The organism is Nonomuraea sp. N2-4H, from assembly GCF_045291505.1.
Taxonomy (GTDB): Bacteria; Actinomycetota; Actinomycetes; order Streptosporangiales; family Streptosporangiaceae; genus Nonomuraea; species Nonomuraea fastidiosa.
In genome coordinates this window covers 2,923,962-2,939,456 of record NZ_CP147987.1, presented here as the reverse complement: position 1 = coordinate 2,939,456, position 15,495 = coordinate 2,923,962, and the positions used below count along the sequence as shown (strand labels likewise).

23 protein-coding genes are annotated in these 15,495 nt (G+C 73.1%); 11 read left to right on the top strand and 12 right to left on the bottom strand.

Going from position 1 to position 15,495, the window contains the following annotated elements; translation table 11 throughout:
- Positions 1–70 precede the first annotated feature (70 nt).
- The 4 genes from WBK31_RS13490 to WBK31_RS13475 form a co-directional block, all read right to left on the bottom strand.
- Positions 71–1,033 (bottom strand): phosphotransferase, encoded by a 963-nt coding sequence (locus WBK31_RS13490; protein WP_406674936.1) that lies wholly within the window; start codon positions 1,031–1,033, stop codon positions 71–73.
- A 364-nt stretch (positions 1,034–1,397) separates the two neighbouring features.
- Positions 1,398–1,649, bottom strand: coding sequence for a hypothetical protein (locus WBK31_RS13485; protein WP_378789339.1), 252 nt, complete (start codon positions 1,647–1,649; stop codon positions 1,398–1,400).
- Between the two features lie 56 nt (positions 1,650–1,705).
- A complete protein-coding gene (locus WBK31_RS13480) occupies positions 1,706–2,365 on the bottom strand; it encodes a response regulator transcription factor (RefSeq protein ID WP_364070731.1) in 660 nt (219 codons plus the stop codon).
- A complete protein-coding gene (locus WBK31_RS13475) occupies positions 2,362–3,555 on the bottom strand; it encodes a sensor histidine kinase (RefSeq protein ID WP_364070729.1) in 1,194 nt (397 codons plus the stop codon). The genes WBK31_RS13480 and WBK31_RS13475 overlap by 4 nt, the downstream gene beginning before the upstream one ends.
- Between WBK31_RS13475 and WBK31_RS13470 the strand changes: the two genes are divergently transcribed.
- The 3 genes from WBK31_RS13470 to WBK31_RS13460 are packed head-to-tail and all read left to right on the top strand — an operon-like array spanning position 3,554 to position 4,550.
- On the top strand, positions 3,554–3,724 hold the full coding sequence (locus WBK31_RS13470) for a hypothetical protein (protein ID WP_364070727.1): 171 nt from the start codon (positions 3,554–3,556) through the stop codon (positions 3,722–3,724). The two genes, WBK31_RS13475 and WBK31_RS13470, sit on opposite strands and share 2 nt — an antisense overlap.
- A 50-nt stretch (positions 3,725–3,774) precedes the next feature.
- Positions 3,775–4,155 carry a DUF6223 family protein gene (locus WBK31_RS13465; RefSeq protein ID WP_406674935.1) on the top strand — a complete coding sequence of 127 codons (381 nt, stop codon included), beginning with the start codon at positions 3,775–3,777 and terminating at the stop codon, positions 4,153–4,155.
- A gap of 41 nt (positions 4,156–4,196) precedes the next feature.
- A complete protein-coding gene (locus WBK31_RS13460) occupies positions 4,197–4,550 on the top strand; it encodes a DUF6223 family protein (RefSeq protein WP_364070722.1) in 354 nt (117 codons plus the stop codon).
- A gap of 71 nt (positions 4,551–4,621) precedes the next feature.
- On the opposite strand, the gene WBK31_RS13455 is transcribed toward WBK31_RS13460, so the two are convergent.
- Complete coding sequence (locus WBK31_RS13455; protein WP_364070721.1) at positions 4,622–5,206, bottom strand: hypothetical protein; 585 nt, start codon at positions 5,204–5,206, stop codon at positions 4,622–4,624.
- Positions 5,203–5,547, bottom strand: coding sequence for an ArsR/SmtB family transcription factor (locus tag WBK31_RS13450; protein ID WP_406674934.1), 345 nt, complete (start codon positions 5,545–5,547; stop codon positions 5,203–5,205). Before WBK31_RS13450 ends, WBK31_RS13455 begins: the two co-directional genes overlap by 4 nt.
- Positions 5,548–5,632: 85 nt before the next feature.
- Here WBK31_RS13450 and WBK31_RS13445 point away from each other — a divergent pair, with 85 nt between their 5' ends.
- Positions 5,633–6,817: an MFS transporter gene (locus WBK31_RS13445; protein ID WP_364070717.1), complete on the top strand. Its 1,185-nt coding sequence runs from the start codon at positions 5,633–5,635 to the stop codon at positions 6,815–6,817.
- Positions 6,818–6,831: 14 nt separating this feature from the next.
- The gene (locus WBK31_RS13440) at positions 6,832–7,290 is read left to right on the top strand and encodes a hypothetical protein (protein ID WP_364070714.1); all 459 of its coding nucleotides are present in this window, start codon (positions 6,832–6,834) and stop codon (positions 7,288–7,290) included.
- Positions 7,291–7,475: 185 nt separating this feature from the next.
- Here WBK31_RS13440 and WBK31_RS13435 read toward each other — a convergent pair whose 3' ends face one another.
- Positions 7,476–8,561, bottom strand: a complete 1,086-nt coding sequence (locus WBK31_RS13435; RefSeq protein WP_364070797.1) for a bifunctional NAD(P)H-dependent oxidoreductase/GNAT family N-acetyltransferase — start codon at positions 8,559–8,561, stop codon at positions 7,476–7,478.
- A 37-nt stretch (positions 8,562–8,598) separates the two neighbouring features.
- Here WBK31_RS13435 and WBK31_RS13430 point away from each other — a divergent pair, with 37 nt between their 5' ends.
- Complete coding sequence (locus WBK31_RS13430; RefSeq protein ID WP_364070712.1) at positions 8,599–9,063, top strand: MarR family transcriptional regulator; 465 nt, start codon at positions 8,599–8,601, stop codon at positions 9,061–9,063.
- A 5-nt stretch (positions 9,064–9,068) separates the two neighbouring features.
- Here WBK31_RS13430 and WBK31_RS13425 read toward each other — a convergent pair whose 3' ends face one another.
- Positions 9,069–9,689, bottom strand: coding sequence for a YoaK family protein (locus WBK31_RS13425; RefSeq protein ID WP_406674933.1), 621 nt, complete (start codon positions 9,687–9,689; stop codon positions 9,069–9,071).
- A gap of 162 nt (positions 9,690–9,851) precedes the next feature.
- Positions 9,852–10,316 (bottom strand): hypothetical protein, encoded by a 465-nt coding sequence (locus tag WBK31_RS13420; protein ID WP_406674932.1) that lies wholly within the window; start codon positions 10,314–10,316, stop codon positions 9,852–9,854.
- Between the two features lie 143 nt (positions 10,317–10,459).
- Between WBK31_RS13420 and WBK31_RS13415 the strand changes: the two genes are divergently transcribed.
- Positions 10,460–10,774 (top strand): hypothetical protein, encoded by a 315-nt coding sequence (locus tag WBK31_RS13415; RefSeq protein ID WP_364070705.1) that lies wholly within the window; start codon positions 10,460–10,462, stop codon positions 10,772–10,774.
- A 30-nt stretch (positions 10,775–10,804) separates the two neighbouring features.
- On the opposite strand, the gene WBK31_RS13410 is transcribed toward WBK31_RS13415, so the two are convergent.
- Positions 10,805–11,413 (bottom strand): helix-turn-helix domain-containing protein, encoded by a 609-nt coding sequence (locus WBK31_RS13410; RefSeq protein WP_364070703.1) that lies wholly within the window; start codon positions 11,411–11,413, stop codon positions 10,805–10,807.
- Between the two features lie 219 nt (positions 11,414–11,632).
- Between WBK31_RS13410 and WBK31_RS13405 the strand changes: the two genes are divergently transcribed.
- From WBK31_RS13405 to WBK31_RS13395, 3 genes are all read left to right on the top strand, one after another.
- Positions 11,633–11,857: a hypothetical protein gene (locus WBK31_RS13405; protein WP_364070701.1), complete on the top strand. Its 225-nt coding sequence runs from the start codon at positions 11,633–11,635 to the stop codon at positions 11,855–11,857.
- Positions 11,858–12,068: 211 nt separating this feature from the next.
- Positions 12,069–12,731: a GlxA family transcriptional regulator gene (locus WBK31_RS13400; protein ID WP_406674931.1), complete on the top strand. Its 663-nt coding sequence runs from the start codon at positions 12,069–12,071 to the stop codon at positions 12,729–12,731.
- A complete protein-coding gene (locus WBK31_RS13395; RefSeq protein ID WP_406675491.1) occupies positions 12,670–12,825 on the top strand; it encodes a helix-turn-helix domain-containing protein in 156 nt (51 codons plus the stop codon). Before WBK31_RS13400 ends, WBK31_RS13395 begins: the two co-directional genes overlap by 62 nt.
- A 12-nt stretch (positions 12,826–12,837) precedes the next feature.
- Here WBK31_RS13395 and WBK31_RS13390 read toward each other — a convergent pair whose 3' ends face one another.
- Both WBK31_RS13390 and WBK31_RS13385 read right to left on the bottom strand, forming a co-directional pair.
- Positions 12,838–13,395 carry a hypothetical protein gene (locus WBK31_RS13390; protein ID WP_406674930.1) on the bottom strand — a complete coding sequence of 186 codons (558 nt, stop codon included), beginning with the start codon at positions 13,393–13,395 and terminating at the stop codon, positions 12,838–12,840.
- A 788-nt stretch (positions 13,396–14,183) separates the two neighbouring features.
- A complete protein-coding gene (locus tag WBK31_RS13385) occupies positions 14,184–14,984 on the bottom strand; it encodes a hypothetical protein (protein ID WP_406674929.1) in 801 nt (266 codons plus the stop codon).
- On the opposite strand from WBK31_RS13385, the gene WBK31_RS13380 reads away from it, so the two are divergent.
- Positions 14,977–15,483: a hypothetical protein gene (locus WBK31_RS13380; protein ID WP_364070690.1), complete on the top strand. Its 507-nt coding sequence runs from the start codon at positions 14,977–14,979 to the stop codon at positions 15,481–15,483. The two genes, WBK31_RS13385 and WBK31_RS13380, sit on opposite strands and share 8 nt — an antisense overlap.
- Positions 15,484–15,495 lie beyond the last annotated feature (12 nt).

Sequence of the window (15,495 nt, the reverse complement as noted above, 5' to 3'; positions counted from 1 at the left end):
CAGAGCCGCCTGCAGCCCCGCGTCTCAGAGACGGCCGGCGCCCCGTGCCCCGGGAACGCCTGAGCGCTGGTCAGGGGCTGAGGCGGTGGAACAGCTCGACGCGGATGCGGTGATATTCCAGGTCCTCCTCGTTGTGCCGCACGCCCGCCTGGACGGCCTTGTGGAAGTAGGCGTACTCCCTGCGGAGCTTGTGCCGTACGAGCTGGGCCGGCGACTCCTCATCCAGCGGCCGCGCCGTGCCGCCCGCCTCGTGGTAGGCGGCCACGAACTCCCTGCTCGGCCCGGCCACGTCGTCGCCCCGCTCCAGAGCGGCGGCGGCCAGCTCCAGCTCGGGGGCGCCGACGAACGCCTCGTCCCAGTCCAGCACCGCCACGAGCCGGCCGTCCCTGGCCAGGGTGTTGCCGGTGTAGTAGTCGCCGTGCAGGGCGTGGCGGGTGGGGTGGCGGGCGTGGAAGCCGGCGAGCCAGCGGTCCAGGTCGGGGTCGCGCAGCTCGGCGGCGTCCCGGGGCGGGTCGCCGTACAGGCCGGACTCCTGGAAGGCGGGCACCGGGCGCGGGCCGGGACGTACGTCGGCCAGGGCTCTGCGCAGCCTGGCGAGCAGGCGGGCCCCGGCGTCGCGCTGGGCGGGGACGTCGGCGTCCGGCCATTCGCCCTCGACGTACGGCCGGCACGAGATCGGGCGGCCCGCCACGACGATGACCGTCGTCCCCTCGGAGGTCGGCAGCGGCGCGACGGCCTCGGGGAGCCCGGCGGCGGCGTGGCGGGCGATCGCGTGGCACCATTCCAGCTCGGCGGTGGCGCGCCCGGCCGGGCCGATGCGGATGACGTGCCCGTCGAGGCGGTAGGCCGCCGACTCCTCCCCGCCGTGCAGCCGCTCGCCATCGCCTGTGACGCCCCAGGTCCGCTCGACGGCCTCGCGGATCTCCCGGGTCAGGGGCGTCTTGACGTGGCTCGCCCGGTCGATCGGGTCGGTCGGAAAGATCGCGACCAGCAGAATGCCGACCGCACGCCACCAGCAGCGCGATCCCGGCACGTGACTGACCGCCGCCTGCCGGCAACCTGGCACCGGCACGCGGCCGGTCGGTTCCGGCCGGCGGCGCAGTACTGGTACGCGACCGGCCGGTTCCGGCCAGGAGTGCGGCCAGCGCGAGCGAACCCAGCCCCCAGGCCGCGCATCCCACGGTGAACGGCCACCCGCCAGAGCCGAGCACGTGCTCGCTGACCGTCACGCTGACCGGATCCAGCTCCGGCTGCAGTCCGTGAAGCGTTAGAGCGGCGGCGAGAAAGGCGAGGGTGCCGACGGCGCTGAGCAGAGCCAGCGCCCGGGACCCGATCATCGGCGAGCCACCCGGGCGCGGGACCCGATCATCGGCGAGCCACCCGGGCGCGGGACCGGATCATCGGCGGGCCGACCGGATGTGGCGGGCGAAGCGCTGGTGGGCGGCCTGCCTGCTGACGCCGAAGGCGGCGCCGACGTCCGTCCACGACGCCTGCGCCGTGATGCAGGCCGCCGCGACGGCGCGCTGTGCGGCGTCGCGCGCGAGGGCTTCGGCCTGCGCCGCGGCCCGCATCGCCGCGATGGGGTCGTCGCGGATCAGCTCGTCCAAGGTGTCGCGCAACGTTCGAAGCGCTCGATCCAAGTCGCTCATGGTGTCAAGGATCCTTGACACACCATGCACGCCTGTCAAGGATCCTTGACAGGTGCTTACGGGCTGACCAGGCCGGTCTGGTAGGCGATCACGACGAGCTGCGCGCGATCGCGGGCGCCCAGCTTGGTCATCGCCCGGCTGACGTGCGTACGCGCGGTGGCCGGGCTGAGGAACAGCCGGGCGCCGATCTCCTGGTTGCTCAGCCCCTCCCCCACCAGCGCCAGCACCTCGCGCTCGCGCTCGGTCAGCACCGCCAGCCGGTCCTCGGCGGCCTTGGCGGCGGCCCGGCTCGCGGCGAAGTGGCCGATGAGGCGGCGCGTGATGCGCGGCGCGAGCAGCGCCTCCCCCGCGGCGATCACCCGGATGGCGTGCAGCAGCTCGGCCGGTCCGGCGTCCTTGAGCAGGAAGCCGCTGGCCCCGGCCTGCAGGGCGTCGAAGACGTACTCGTCGGTGTCGTACGTGGTGAGGATGAGCACGCGGACCTCTTCCAGCCCGCGCGTCCCGGCGATCTCGGCGGTGGCCTGGATGCCGTCCACCTTGGGCATGCGGATGTCCATGAGCACGACGTCGGGACGGGTGGCGCGGGCACGTTCGACGGCCTCCGCGCCGGTGGTGGCCTCCCCCACCACCGTGATGTCGTCCTCGAGGTCGAGCAGGACCTTGAACCCGGACCGTACGAGGCCCTCGTCGTCGGCGATCAGCACCTTGATGGTCACAGGCGCGCTCCCGTCGGCGCGAGCGGCAGCCGTGCTCTGACCTCGAACCCGCCGCCCGGCCTCGGACCGGCGTCGAACTCCCCGCCGAGCAGCAGGCAGCGCTCGCGCATGCCGATGATCCCGCGACCGGGCTCGGAGTACGCCTCCTGGACGGGAGCCTCACGGCGGCCCTCGTCGGTCACGCGGATCTCCAACGCGTCCGGCCCGGAACGCAGCGCCACCGTCACCCGGGTGGGGCCGACGTGGCGGACCACGTTCGTGATCGACTCCTGGACGATCCGGTACGCGGCGCCGCCGACCGCGCTGGGCAGCGGCGCGACCGGCGGGTCCTCCTCGATCGTGATGTCCAGCCCGGCGTCACGGGCCTTGGCCGCCAGCTCGCCGATCTGGTCAAGCCCCGGGTACGGCACCCGCCCCTCCTCGTCGTCGCCGCGCAGCACGCCGAGGATGGCCCGCATCTCGTGCAGCGCGCGGGAGCTGGTCTGTTCGATGGTGCGCAGCGCCTCGCGCGCCACGTCGGGCCGCTTGTCGAGGACGTGCGCGGTCACCCCTGACTGGACGTTGATGATGGCTATGGCGTGCGCGACGGTGTCGTGGACCTCGCGGGCGATCCGCAGCCGTTCGGCGTCGACGCGCGCCCTGGCCTCCTCTTCGCGGGTGCGTTCGGCCAGCTCGGCGCGGCGCTGGGCCTCGGCGGCGATGACCTGCCTGGTCCGTACGGACTCGCCGAGCGCGACGCTCATCACCGACGCGCCGATCCTGAAGTACACCCAGCCGATCGCCGCGCGCGGCTCGATGTCGGCCGCGGCGACCAGCCAGCAGGCGGAGAGCACGGCCATGCCTCCACCGGCGATCAGCAGCGAGCGGCGTCCGTCGCCGTAAGCGGCGACCGTGTAGAGGGCGATGAAGAGCCCGAGCCAGCCGGACCCGTCGGGGTAGCCGAGGACGTAGTACGCCGCACTGGCGAGCGCGGCCACGGCGAACACCGGCACCGGCCAGCGGCGGCGCACGGCGACGGCCAGGCCGCTCACGATGAGCAGGGCGTACGCGAGGCCGTCGAGCGGGCGCTGCACGACCTCGCCGGCGTTGCGCACGATCGTGCCCTGGACCTGCATGACGGCGATGAAGAGCGCGAGCAACGCGTCCTGCACCGCAACCGGCAGGCGCAGCGACGGCACGCGGTGTTCCATGCCGAGATCCTACGATCGCCGCAGGCAGGACCGCCTCAGCCCGCAGTCCCGGCCCGTCTACGTCGGCGGGCGTACCGAGGGAGCGGATGTGTACGCGCGATTGCGTACCGGCCGCCGTCCGCTGCCCGAGGCGGCGGCCCCCTCATCGGCGCGACGCTCGATCACGTGAAGCCCGCAGAACGCTCGCGGGCACCCGCCACCCGACCGAAAGGACGTCCGATGTCCCTCCTGCTCGCACTCGCATCGCCGGTCTGTACGTCGCCCGCGGAATGCGCGGGCCAGGGGATCGACACCTTCATCGGCACTCCCGCGCGCGTCTGGGCGAGCGTGGCCGCCCTGGTGGCGCTGGCCGGCGCGATCACCGGCTGGCTGGCACTGCGCTCCGCCCGCCGTCCCGGCACCGGTGGCAGAAGGCTGTCCGTCGCGGCCCTGACGCTGGGGCTGATCGGCGAGGTCAACGGCGCGGTGAAGCTGGCCGTCGCCGATGGCGGTCTCGGCACCGGTAACGGCGTTTTCGGGGCGGCCGTGGCCCTCGCGCTCGGCCTGGCCGGCGCCTTCCTCGGCGGCCTGGCTCGGAACCGGGCCGCCGCGTCGAGCTGAGCGGCTGATCACAACGAACCCGATCGACCGAAAGGATCACCATGTTCATTTCGCACGCGCTGAGCGCAGCCGCCGCGCAGGTTCTGGCCCAGCCTGTCGGTGCGTACGACCTGACCACCGGTCGCCTCTGGTCGGTGGTGGGCGGGGTGCTGGGCGTTGCCGGCATCGTCATCGGGGGCCTGGCCCTCGTCCGTTCCACGAGGAGGGGTGCCATCGTCGCCCTGGCCGCGGGGCTGGGTGCCGCGGTCATCGGCGGGCTGGTCGTGGCCGCCGCCGAGGGCGGTCCCGGCACCGGGTACGGCATCGTCGGCGGCTTCGTGGACCTGGTGGTCGGCCCGATCGCCATGCTTCTCGGCGGTCTCGCGCTGGCCCGGTCGCGCCGCCGCGCCTCCTGAACTCGTGCCGTCGGGTTCGGCCCGATCCCGCCGCCGCGCCTCCTGAACTCGCGCCGGCGCGTCCTCTGAGCTCAACCCGCCGGGATCGGTGCGGTGACCAGCGCGGCCGACCAGAAGTACACCTTGGGCTCCCCGAGCCCCGAGGCGGTGAGCCATTGCGCGGCCCTGCGCGCCTGCTGCTCGTCGAGGATCAGCCCGCCGGAGCCGGGCCGGATGCGGGTGGCTCGGGCGACGTCGGTGACGAGGCCGCCGATGCAGGTCCAGGAGTGCCAGATCCCGCCGCCGTAGCCGACCGGCTCGAACCCCAGCCGCCGCTCGCCGGGGCCGGGGAACGGCTCGCGCCGCTCCAGCCGTTCCGGGAGGGTGTCGCCCGCCGCCTTCGCGCCGTCGGCCATGTCGGCCAGCAGCTCGGGCAGGTCGGCGGCGGCGAACCCGACCCCGAGCACGTGCCATCCGGGACCCGCCCGCCGCCTGGCGCTCTCGGCCTCCTCCGGGTCGGCGAACCAGTGGTCCCAGCCTGCGGAGTCCGAGGCCACCAGCTCCACCATGCAGTCGCTCAGCGACACCAGCCGGGGCACGGTGAGCCCGGCATCCCACCAGTCCTGCCGCTCCGCGCGGGCGGCGACCCGGTAGCCGGCGCGGACGTACCCGGTCACCAGGTCGCGAGGATGGCGCGGCCCTGCGGAACGGCGATGTCGAGCAGGCCGGGGAAGCGGGCGTCGAGGTCGTCGCGGCGCAGGCTGTTGAGCCTGCGGGTGCCCTCGTCCCGCTGCCGGATCACGCCGGCCTTGCGCAGCACCTTGAAGTGGCCGCTCTGGGTGGACTTGCTGACCGGCAGCGCGAACGTCGTACACGCCAGCTCTCCGTCGGGCCACACGTCGGCGAGCCGGGCGACGATGGCCAGCCGCACCGGGTCGCTCAGGGCGGCGAGCACGGTGGTGAACTCCAGGTCGGCGCGGTCGGGGTGGACGAGTGCGGTGGCGGTCCTGCTGGCCATGGGTCCAGCCTACCAACCATGTTCAGGATTCATGAACATGTGTTATGTTCGGCGAACCCGAACATAACCTGTCACTGGAGGACCCATGTCCGTGGATCGCCGTGCCCGCTGGAAGTTCTGGGGCACCGCGTACGCGATGCTGGTCCTGCTGACCGGCACGAATCTGCCCACGCCGCTGTATCGCGGCTATGAGGAGCGCTTCGGCTTCTCGCCGCTGGTGGTGACGCTGATCTTCGCCGTGTACGCCGCCGTGCTGATCCCGTCCCTGCTGGTGGCCGGGCCGCTGGCGGACACCGTGGGCCGCCGCACGGTGCTCCTGCCGGCGGTGGGCGTGGCGGCGCTGGGGTCGCTGGCGTTCGCGCTGGCCGAGAGCACCGCGTGGCTGTTCGCCGCCCGCGTTTTGCAGGGCATCGCGCTCGGCACGGCGTCGGGGGCGCTGACCGCCGTGCTCGCCGAGCTCGAACCCACCGGCGACCGCCGCAGGGCCGCGCTGGTGTCCACCGTGGCCGCCGCAGCCGGGCTCGGGCTCGGGCCCGTGCTGGCGGGGCTGCTGGCCGAGTACGCCCCGGCCCCGCACGTCCTGCCGTACGTGCTGGAGATCGCGCTGCTGGTCCCCGCGGCGGCCGTGATCCTGGCGCTGCCCAAGGCGGAGGCGACGAGCCGCTGGCGGCCCCGCCGCCCGGAGGTGCCCGCCGAGGTCCGGCCGGTGTTCGCGACCAGCGGGACGGCGGCCTTCCTCGCCTTCGCCGTGGTCGGCCTCTTCCTCTCGCTCGTCCCCGCGTACGTCGCGACGCTCTCGGGCAGCCGCAACCTGTTCCTGAGCGGCGCGGCCGTCGCGCTGATGCTGCTGTGCTCCGCGCTCGCCCAGCTCGCCGGGTACGGCAGGCCGGCCCGGCGCCTGGAGCGGGCCGGACTTCCGCTCCTGGCCGCCGGGCTCGTCCTGCTGGCGCTGGCCGGGGCCGTCTCGTCGCCGCCCCTGCTGCTGGCCGCCACCGTGGTCGGCGGCGTCGGGCAGGGCCTGGTGTTCCTCGGCGGCCTCACCGCCGTCAGCCAGGCCGCCCCGCGCGACCGGCACGCCGAGGTGCTGTCCGGCTTCTACGTGGTCGTCTACCTCGGTGTCGGGCTGCCGGTGATCGGCGTCGGCCTGCTCGCCACGGTCACCGGCCTGCTCGCGGCCGTGCAGTGGTTCGCCGCCGCCGTCGCCCTGCTCTGCCTGGTGCTGCCGGCCGCGCTGGCCCGCGTACAGCGCCGCCGCCCGATCCCCGCCTGACTCGAAGGAACGCCATGGACACCACAGCACTGGAAGCCGCCTACACCGACCTGATCGCCGCCGCGCGGGCGATCGGCGAGCCGACACCCGAGGCCGACTGGACGCTGAGCCACATAGCGCTGAGCGACCGCATGCTCGCCACCGCCGCCCGCCGGCTGCACGCGAACCTGCCCGTCACGATCGACAACCGCCCCGCCATGGACGCGAACGCGATCGCCGCGCTCATCGCCTCCACCACGCACGCCGAGCGCATCGACCTCGTCCGCCGCCACGGAGCCGACCTCGTGGCCGCGATCGGCGAACTGCCGGAAGCCGCCGCCACCGTTGCCGTGCGCCTGCGCCTGGTCACGCGGGGCGGCGAGCCGGTGCCGGACCAGGACCTGACCTGGGGCGACCTGGTACGGCTCCGGGCGCGCGATCACCTTCCCGGGCACGCCGCCCGGCTCAGCGGAAGCAGCACGAGGTCCTGCTGATCGAGGCGCCGGCACCTCTTCTGGCCTTCTCCACGCAGGCTGAAACACGTCATTCGTAGCCCCCTCTGCCGTGATTCGTCGGTTGTGGCGATGAACGCAAGGAACGTTACGGATAACCGGTATGTTTTCGGTATGTTCTGCAGCCACTCCGGGCCGGCAGCCTCGAACATCGGTGTCGCGGCAGGTCAGCTCGCCATCGCCGGCTCGTCACCGGCATACGCGGAAACGGCTTTGGCCAGGACCGTCGAAAGACCGTCCGACGACTCCACCCGGTAGCCCTGGGCCTGGTAGAGGCGGAGGTTGCGGGCGCTGCGCGCGCCGGTGGACAGCACGATGCGGCGGCAGCCCGGCTCGGCGGCGGACTCGGCCTCGTGCAGGAGGTGGCGTCCTGCGCCCTGGCCGCGCAGGTCGGGGACGACGGCGAGGCGGCCCACGTGCCAGTCGTCGCCGACGCGGCGCGTCCGCACCATGCCGAGCAGCCGGCCGTCCCGCCACAGGCCGAGCGCCTGCCAGGCCGCCAGCCAGGCGCGTACGTCCTCCAGCGACTCCCCCAGGGCCGTGATGTCCAGGGTGTCGTTGGCCAGCGCCTCATCCACCCAGCAGCAGCGCTGCAACACCAGGACGTCCGGGGCGTCGTCCGGGGTCAGCGGCCTGACGTACGCGCCGGGCAGCGGCGCGGGCACGGCATCGGGGCGCAGGCGCTCGCGCATCGGCCGCAGGGCGTGGGCCAGGCGGACCAGCTCGTCCAGCATCCCGGCGGCGGCCCGATCGCGGGCGGGGTCCGGGCGCAGGCTCCCGCCCTCGACGGCGTCCCCGATGCGCAGGGCGACCGTCGCGCCCAGCGGCACCAGCCGCAGCGTGGTGACGACCTGCTTGGCGTGCTGGACCGACCGGGTGCCGGCCGAGGTGTTGCCGTAGCTGACGAAGCCCATCGGCTTCCACGCCCACTCCCTGCTCAGGTAGTCGAGGGCGTTCTTGAACGCGGCCGGCATGCCGTAGTTGTACTCGGGGGTGACCGCGATGAAGCCGTCGGCGGCGTCCACCATGGCGCTCCACCGCCGGGTGTGCTCGTTGCGGTAGCGGCCGCCGGCGGGCGGCTCCTCTTCGTCGAGGAACGGCAGGTCAAGGTCGCTCAGGGCGACGGGTACGAGCTCGGCGCCGAGCTGCGCCGCCCGTTCGGCGAGGGCGCCGGTCAGCCACCGGGTCACGACCGGGCCAAGTGCGCCGGGACGGGTGCTGCACGTGATCACGAGAATCCGCAGGGAAGTCATTGACACGTAAACGAACGCTAGCTGCTATCTTGTTTACATGTCAACGAAACGGTCCGGCGAGACGGTGCGCTGGCTCGACACCGACGAGGAGCGCGCCTGGCGCGCCCTGCGCCGCATGATGATCGCGATCCAGTCACGCACCGCGGCGGACCTGGCCGCGATCGGCCTGTCCGACCCCGACTACGAGGTGCTCAGCACACTGTCGGAACGGCCGGGCCACTCCGCGACGCTGCGCGATCAGGCCGCCAAGATGGGCTGGTCGCGCAGCCGCCTCTCACGGCACGCCACCCGCATGGAGGAGCGCGGCCTGGTACGCCGCGAGCCCGATCCCGACGACGGCCGCGGCTGCTTTCTCGTGCTCACCGAGCACGGCCTGCGCACGCTCGAGGACGCCGCCCCCGCCCACCTGGAGTCGGTGCGCCGCCACGTGATCGACCGGCTCTCCCGCGAGGACCTGGCCGCGCTGGAGGCCATCGCCCGCAAGCTGGAAGAACCCGCCTGAAGCCGCTACCGCTGCACCGGGCGCGGCATGAGGTCGCGGGCCACGTACGCGATGAGGGCGAGCAGGACGAAGTCCGCCGCCAGCGGCGCGGCCATGCCGGCGGCCAGGTAGAGCCCGGTGCCCACGAGCGCGCCGGCGAACAGGGCGGCGACCGCGCACGCCCGGCGCCGCCACGCGTGCTCGGCCTTCTCCGACACCAGCCGGGTGACGATGCTCGTGACGACCGTGATGTTGACCAGGTCGGGCACCGCCATGCGGAGCGCGACGGCGTTCTGCATGCCCATGCCGTAGCCGAGCAGCACGATCAGCGCCGCCTGCGGGCCGGGGCCCCGCTCACCTGTCAGCAGGACCACGGCCAGCGCCGCCGCCACCAGGATCGCGTGCGTGGCCGTGAGGTGGAACAACCGGCGCCGGAGTTCTGCGATCTTTCTGGCCACGCGGCCCTCGCTCCACGCCCCGGCGGCGAAGGCCGCCAGGGCCAGCAGGTGCGCCCAGAGCTGGTGCCGGGGCGAGCCGGAGATCGCGAAGCCGGAGAAGACGACGTTGCCGGTCATGTTGGCGACGAAGACGTGGTTCAGGCCGAGGAAGGTGACGGCGTCGACGAGGCCGGAGGAGACCATCAGCATGACGAGCAGCGCCGGCAGGGGCCGTGCTTGTTCGTGCCATGCGGGAACAGCGCATCGGAGAACCAGTGCGCCGGCCTGTTCACGGTCGACCTCCCAGACGTTTCACCCGATGCCGACTACTCGTACCCGGACGGGCGGGCATTCATCCGGAAACGTCAGGTCTTAAGGGGCCTCGCCCAGCTGCTCGGTGAGCCGTTCCAGACCGCCCCTGATGAGACGGCCATAGTCGTCGTCGGCGAGTACGCCGATCTCCTCCCGCGCCCGCCGCAGGTGCTCGCGGGCACTGCCGAGATCGCCCAGCTTGCGGGAGCACTCGGCCAGGTTGAGGTGCAGCGACGGATACAGGCCCGCCACCGAGAGCGGCACGCCCGCCTCGGCCACCCGCTCATCGGTGATCCGATCGGCCGCCGCCAGCGCCCGCAGGTCCCAGGTCAGCTCTTCGCGTACATCGTCCTGCACGTCGGCCATGGAGTGGGCGAGCACGCACACGTGCAGCGGGTCGCCCCGCTCGCCGCCGATGTCATCCCAGATGCGGGCGAACAGCTCGCGGGCGGCCTCCCGCTGCCCGCGCTGGTGGTGCAGCTCCACACCCTCGCCGATGCGTGCCATCGTCGGGTCGGGGTACATCGGCGGCTCCCTCGCGCCTCGGCTCCCGGTGCACCCGTACTCAACAGTGAGATCCGGCTTGACGCAACCGGGCTTCCTACAATGGGACGTGTCAGGCAGCATCCTCCGGTTGGAGCACGTACGGGGTGACGAGGAGGTGTCTGATGAACGCTTCCGTTCTCAACGCCGCTCTCAACACCGCCGATGCCGGCGAGACCTTGCCGGAAGAACGCTCGCGGCCCGAGCCGTCGCCGGGCCCGCAGGTGGTGGCGCTGCTGTCTCCCACGCCGGTTCCCGGGACGCCGCCCGGCTCGTTCCTGCCGGGCGTCCAGGCCACCGGCGCGCAGAGCCGTGACGGGCGCGTCGTGGCGATCACACGGCTGGCGAACGCGGCGCCGGGCAGGCCGGACGGTGAGGTCGACACCCGTCCGCTGCGTCCCATCTGGGAGCCGGACGACACCGAGTGGCCGGAGCCATGAGACCGGCCCGATGAGCGGGAGGGCGTCGCGTCAGCCGCCCGCCGCGGCGGCGTCGCCGGTGGCGGTGTAGACCTCCAGCAGCCGTTCGACCCCGTGCAGGAACGTCTCGCTGACCAGCTCGGGGTCGAACAGGCAGCCGGCCGCCATCGCGCCGTCGCGCAGCATCACGTAGTGGCGCGCGGCGGGCTCGGCACCGTCGTGGCGGATCTGAGCGAGCAGGTCCGTGATCGTGTCGAGGAACCACTGGCGGTGGGCGATCACGGCCTTGCGCACCGGCGACTCGGGGTCGGGATATTCGGCGGCGGCGTTGAGGAAAGCGCAGCCGCGGAAGCCCTGCGACTGGATGCCCTCGGCGATGGAACGGCTGATGGCAAGGATCGCCTCGGCGGGCGGCAGCCCGGCCGCCTGGGCCTCCTCGGCCGGGGCCCGCATGGCCTTGTCGACCCCGCTCAGGTAGGCGAGGACCAGCTCCTCCTTGCCGGGGAAGTGCCGGTAGAGGGTGGCACGGGTGACCTGCGCCTCGTTGACGATGCGATCGATGCCGACGGCGTGGATGCCCTCCCCGTAGAAGAGCCGGGTGGCCGTTTCGAGGAGCCGGGACCGCGCTTCGGACGGCCGGCCTTCGGTGTCGGTACGCATGCTGCCATCCTAGTGGATCGACCGTTCTGTCTTGGCGGCCGATTTCCGCTGGCGGCCGGGCGATCCTCATGGTTGAGTGATCGCGTGACCACCTTAGGTAGACGGGCGCGCCCGCTGATCCCGGCCGCCACCCTCCTGCTGGCGGCCGCGTGCGCCGGCGACGAGCCTCACACGCTCACCCTCGACCTCCAAGGCGAAGGAACGTACTCTCTCACATACGTGATCAACGGCAAGTCCACGACCGAACCCCAGGTGACGCTCCCCTGGCGCAAGGACATCACGCTCGACGCGCCCGGCAAGGACACCTGGCGCCTGACCGTCAAGCGCCTGACCGACGGCTCCATGACAGCGGTTGCCTATGTCGACGGCCGCGCGACCTCGATGAGTTCGAGCGCCGGTTCGGGCGGCGGCGGCAGCAGCGAGCTCAGCGGCTCCATCGGCTGACGGCCTCCCCCATGAGCGATGTCGTCTTCGCCGTGTCGGACGGCGTGCTGCTGCTCGATGTCGCCGGGCCCGTCCAGGTGTTCGGCAGCGCCGGGGGCTACCGGGTGCGGCTGGCCTCGGTGGACGGACGGCCCGTCCGCACCGACGTCGGCATCTCGCTCAGCGTCGACCTCGCGCTCGGCGCGCTGGACGGCGACGTGGACACCTGGTCGTGCCGGGATACCCCCGGGACGAGTTCGCCCGCGTGCCGCCCGAGCTGGTGGACGCCGTACGACGGGTGGCGGCCCGCGCGCGGCGGGTGGTCTCCGTGTGCACAGGAGCGTTCGTCCTCGCGCGGGCGGGGCTGCTCGACGGGCGGCGGGCCACGACCCACTGGCTGGCCTGCGCGGCGCTGGCGGAGGCGTTTCCCCAGGTACGCGTGGAACCCGACGCCATCTACGTACGGGACGGCCCGATCGTCACGTCCGCCGGGGTGACCGCCGGGATCGACGTCGCGCTCGCGCTCGTCGGCGAGGACCGGGGCGAGGACCGGGCGCGCGCGGTCGCGAAGTACCTGGTCGTGTTCCTGCAGCGGCCCGGCGGCCAGTCGCAGTTCCGCGCCCGCGACGCCATGGCCGGTCCGCGCAGCGCGACCCTGCGCCGCGCGCTGGACCTCGTGGCCGCTGATCCGGCCGGTGACCACCGCCTCCCGACGATGGCGGCCAAGCTCGCGGTGAGCGAGCGCCAGCTGAGCCGGCTCTTCCGGCGCGAAGCTCGCGATGACGTGCGGCCAGTTCGTCGAACGCGTCCGGGTCGAGGCCGCACAGGCACTCCTGGAGTCCGGCGACGACCCGGTGCCCGCCGTCGCGCGGGCCTGCGGGTTCGGCTCGGATGAGACGATGCGGCGGGCGTTCCTGCGCGTTCTCGGCGTCTCGCCGTCCGCCTACCGGCACCGCTTCCGGCTCGCCGGCCGGCGGAACGCGCCCTGACCGGTCCCCGGCTCAGCCCGCGAACGCGAGGACGATGGCTCCGAGGCCCAGGGGCACGTCCAGGAACATGCAGGCTTCGGCCAGCGACGGGGCGACGACCAGCCTGCGGCGAAGGTGGATCGCGTCCCAGACCGCGTGGCTCGCGAGCGCGAGCCCGGCCACGACCAAGCCCACCCGAGGTGTGACGAGAACGGAGATCGCGACGGCGCAGCCGAACCCGGCCACGGCGAAGGCCTGGGCGAGCAGCGCCGATCGCGGCGCCCGCAGGGCGAGGCCGACGATGACGAGGACGGCGGACGTACCGCCGAGGCCGGCCCACCAGGCGATCCCGATCAGCTCGCCGATGACGACGACCAGGCTCGCGCCGAGGACGGCCGGCCACACGGTCCACGGCCTGCCCAGCGCCGCTGCGGCGAGGTAGCACACGACGGCGGCGGACAGCGTGATGGCCAGGCTTTCGCGGTCGCCGCCGGTCGCCAAGGAGAGGATCGCGACCGCCAGTCCCAGCGCGGCGGGCCAGCGGCGGAGGACGAGGTGCCGGCGGTCGGCTGTCGACGTTGGGGCGCTCATGCCGGGGAGGCTATGAGCGCGGCTCGCCGCCGTGAAGGGGTTTGCCGGAGTCGTGGGATGCATGGCCGGATGCGTGGGAAGCCGAGGCCCACGGGGTCGCGCCGGCCGTCGTACCAGCGGGGCTTTGGTAGATCTTTCTCCGTCATTCGGGTCGGCCTGAGCAGCGGCAGCGCCTCTCCGGCTTGGGCTTCTCTCTCCGCAGCGCCGTCGATCGCGTCTTCCCGAGCGTGTGACCTGCAAGAACTTCATGTACGCTCGCTCCACCCACAGGCTTCCGGTTTATCCCCTTAAGCCGTTCATAATCCTCTTCATCATGGTCTGAATGGTTTCGTCCGGAATGGTCCCGGGAGGTCCCCCACTGCCATGACGCCAGACATCCAGAAGTCCTCTCAGAACGACGCGGAGATCACCGCTCGGCAGGCCCCCGATGGCCACGCGGGCTCACCGGGCGACCCGCATGACGGGCCGCGTACCGGCATGGACGGCTCCCAGGACGGTCAAGGGAGGTATCAGGGCTCTCACGGGAAGGGCCGGGACTCTCAGGAGTTCGGCCACGGTTTCCGGAACGAGCCGTCGTTCCCGTCCGGCCCGGACCGGGACGGCTTCGGCCACGGCGGCATCGGCCGGGACGGTGTCGGCCGGGACGGTGTCGGCCGAGACGGTGTCGGCCGGGACGGCACCGGCCAAGGCGGCCCGGACCGGCACGGATCTCATGACGGCGACTCCCGCCACGACGATGGCGGCCCGTCACCTGTGAAAACCCGTCCCGCGCCGGAGCCGACCCACGCTCAGGACGCGCCCACGCACGACGGCACCCCGCCCCACCACAGCGCTCCTCCGCACGAAACGGCACCGCCGCACAAGACCGCTCCCCCGCGCGAGACCGCTCCCCCGCACGAAACGGCACCGCCGCAGGAGACCACGCCGCCGCACGAGACCGCGTCGCCATCGCACCCCCCGACGGCCACGCCCACCGCGACGCCAGGCGAACCCACCGCCACCCCCACCGCGACATCGGGCGAACCCACCGCCACCCCCACCGCGACGCCAGGCGAACCCACCGCCACCCCTACCTCCGACACACCGACGTCCACCGAGACGCCGTCGGCCACCCCGACCCCCACCGTGTCGGAGTCGCCCGCCCCCACCGAGTCTCCCTCGGCCACCCCAACGACATCCGCATCGCCCTCGCCCACGGAAACCGCCACGGCATCCGCATCGCCATCCCCCACGGAGACCGCCACAGCGTCAGAGCCGCCGCCCGCGGAGTCGCAGGCACCCGCTGAGACCGAGTCCCCAGCCCCCGAGGAGACCGCGACGACGTCGGAGCCGTCAGAGGCCGCTTCCTCCAGCGACGAAGCGGAAGCGTCCGCCAGCACTTCAGCAGCAGCGGAGGAGGAGGACACCGCGAACTCGTCCTCGAAGTCGACGGTGACCTCAGCCGCGCCGGATGACGCCGCCGACGAGGAGGAGGCCGCCGCCACCACGCCGTCGGGCGCCGGCACCACGGCCACCACCGCCGCACCGACGCACATCAACACCGCGGCGTCCAGCCAGCAGCGGGACTTCTCCACCACGGCGATGGTCACCTCGGCCCTGCTGCTCGTGGCGGCCCTGCTGACCGTGTTCGCGGTGCTCGTGGCCAGGTCCCGCCGGGCCCGCCTCGCCGCCGTGGACCACGCGGAGCCCGTCGACCTCGTTCCCCCGGCTCCGGCTCCGGCCCCGAGCCCGAACCCGCTGCCCGTCAGGCCGCCCGTTCAGGAGGACAACCCGTTCACGCGGCAGCTCATCGAGGCCCTCGAGAACATGATCGAGCTCGAAGAGCGGGATGGCGCCAAGCCCGACGCGGAACAGCAGCGCCCCGAGGCTGACGCATCCGCGCAGGACCCCGACGCCGACCCTGAGGCGACCGCCGCCTGGACGCCGCCCTTCGCGCCCTCCGACCCGCCCGAGCCGCCGGGCTCCCTCTTCGAGCCCACGCCACCCGAGCCGGCCGACGATGTCCCCGGAGACGAGCCGCTCGATGAGGAACCGGCCTCCGACGAGGACGACGCCCGTCCAGGAGACACCGGCGACTCGACCCCGTAGCAGGCGGCCGGA

Excerpts from the sequence above, each read along its gene's own strand:
- WBK31_RS13485 (WP_378789339.1), bottom strand. The coding sequence starts at position 1,649 with ATGAGCGACTTGGATCGAGCGCTTCGAACGTTGCGCGACACCTTGGAC.
- WBK31_RS13470 (WP_364070727.1), top strand. The coding sequence starts at position 3,554 with ATGCCGAGATCCTACGATCGCCGCAGGCAGGACCGCCTCAGCCCGCAG.
- WBK31_RS13475 (WP_364070729.1), bottom strand. The coding sequence starts at position 3,555 with ATGGAACACCGCGTGCCGTCGCTGCGCCTGCCGGTTGCGGTGCAGGAC.
- WBK31_RS13465 (WP_406674935.1), top strand. The coding sequence starts at position 3,775 with ATGTCCCTCCTGCTCGCACTCGCATCGCCGGTCTGTACGTCGCCCGCG.
- WBK31_RS13460 (WP_364070722.1), top strand. The coding sequence starts at position 4,197 with ATGTTCATTTCGCACGCGCTGAGCGCAGCCGCCGCGCAGGTTCTGGCC.
- WBK31_RS13450 (WP_406674934.1), bottom strand. The coding sequence starts at position 5,547 with ATGGCCAGCAGGACCGCCACCGCACTCGTCCACCCCGACCGCGCCGAC.
- WBK31_RS13445 (WP_364070717.1), top strand. The coding sequence starts at position 5,633 with ATGTCCGTGGATCGCCGTGCCCGCTGGAAGTTCTGGGGCACCGCGTAC.
- WBK31_RS13440 (WP_364070714.1), top strand. The coding sequence starts at position 6,832 with ATGGACACCACAGCACTGGAAGCCGCCTACACCGACCTGATCGCCGCC.
- WBK31_RS13435 (WP_364070797.1), bottom strand. The coding sequence starts at position 8,561 with ATGACTTCCCTGCGGATTCTCGTGATCACGTGCAGCACCCGTCCCGGC.
- WBK31_RS13430 (WP_364070712.1), top strand. The coding sequence starts at position 8,599 with ATGTCAACGAAACGGTCCGGCGAGACGGTGCGCTGGCTCGACACCGAC.
- WBK31_RS13425 (WP_406674933.1), bottom strand. The coding sequence starts at position 9,689 with ATGCTGATGGTCTCCTCCGGCCTCGTCGACGCCGTCACCTTCCTCGGC.
- WBK31_RS13420 (WP_406674932.1), bottom strand. The coding sequence starts at position 10,316 with ATGTACCCCGACCCGACGATGGCACGCATCGGCGAGGGTGTGGAGCTG.
- WBK31_RS13415 (WP_364070705.1), top strand. The coding sequence starts at position 10,460 with ATGAACGCTTCCGTTCTCAACGCCGCTCTCAACACCGCCGATGCCGGC.
- WBK31_RS13410 (WP_364070703.1), bottom strand. The coding sequence starts at position 11,413 with ATGCGTACCGACACCGAAGGCCGGCCGTCCGAAGCGCGGTCCCGGCTC.
- WBK31_RS13390 (WP_406674930.1), bottom strand. The coding sequence starts at position 13,395 with ATGAGCGCCCCAACGTCGACAGCCGACCGCCGGCACCTCGTCCTCCGC.
- WBK31_RS13380 (WP_364070690.1), top strand. The coding sequence starts at position 14,977 with ATGGTCACCTCGGCCCTGCTGCTCGTGGCGGCCCTGCTGACCGTGTTC.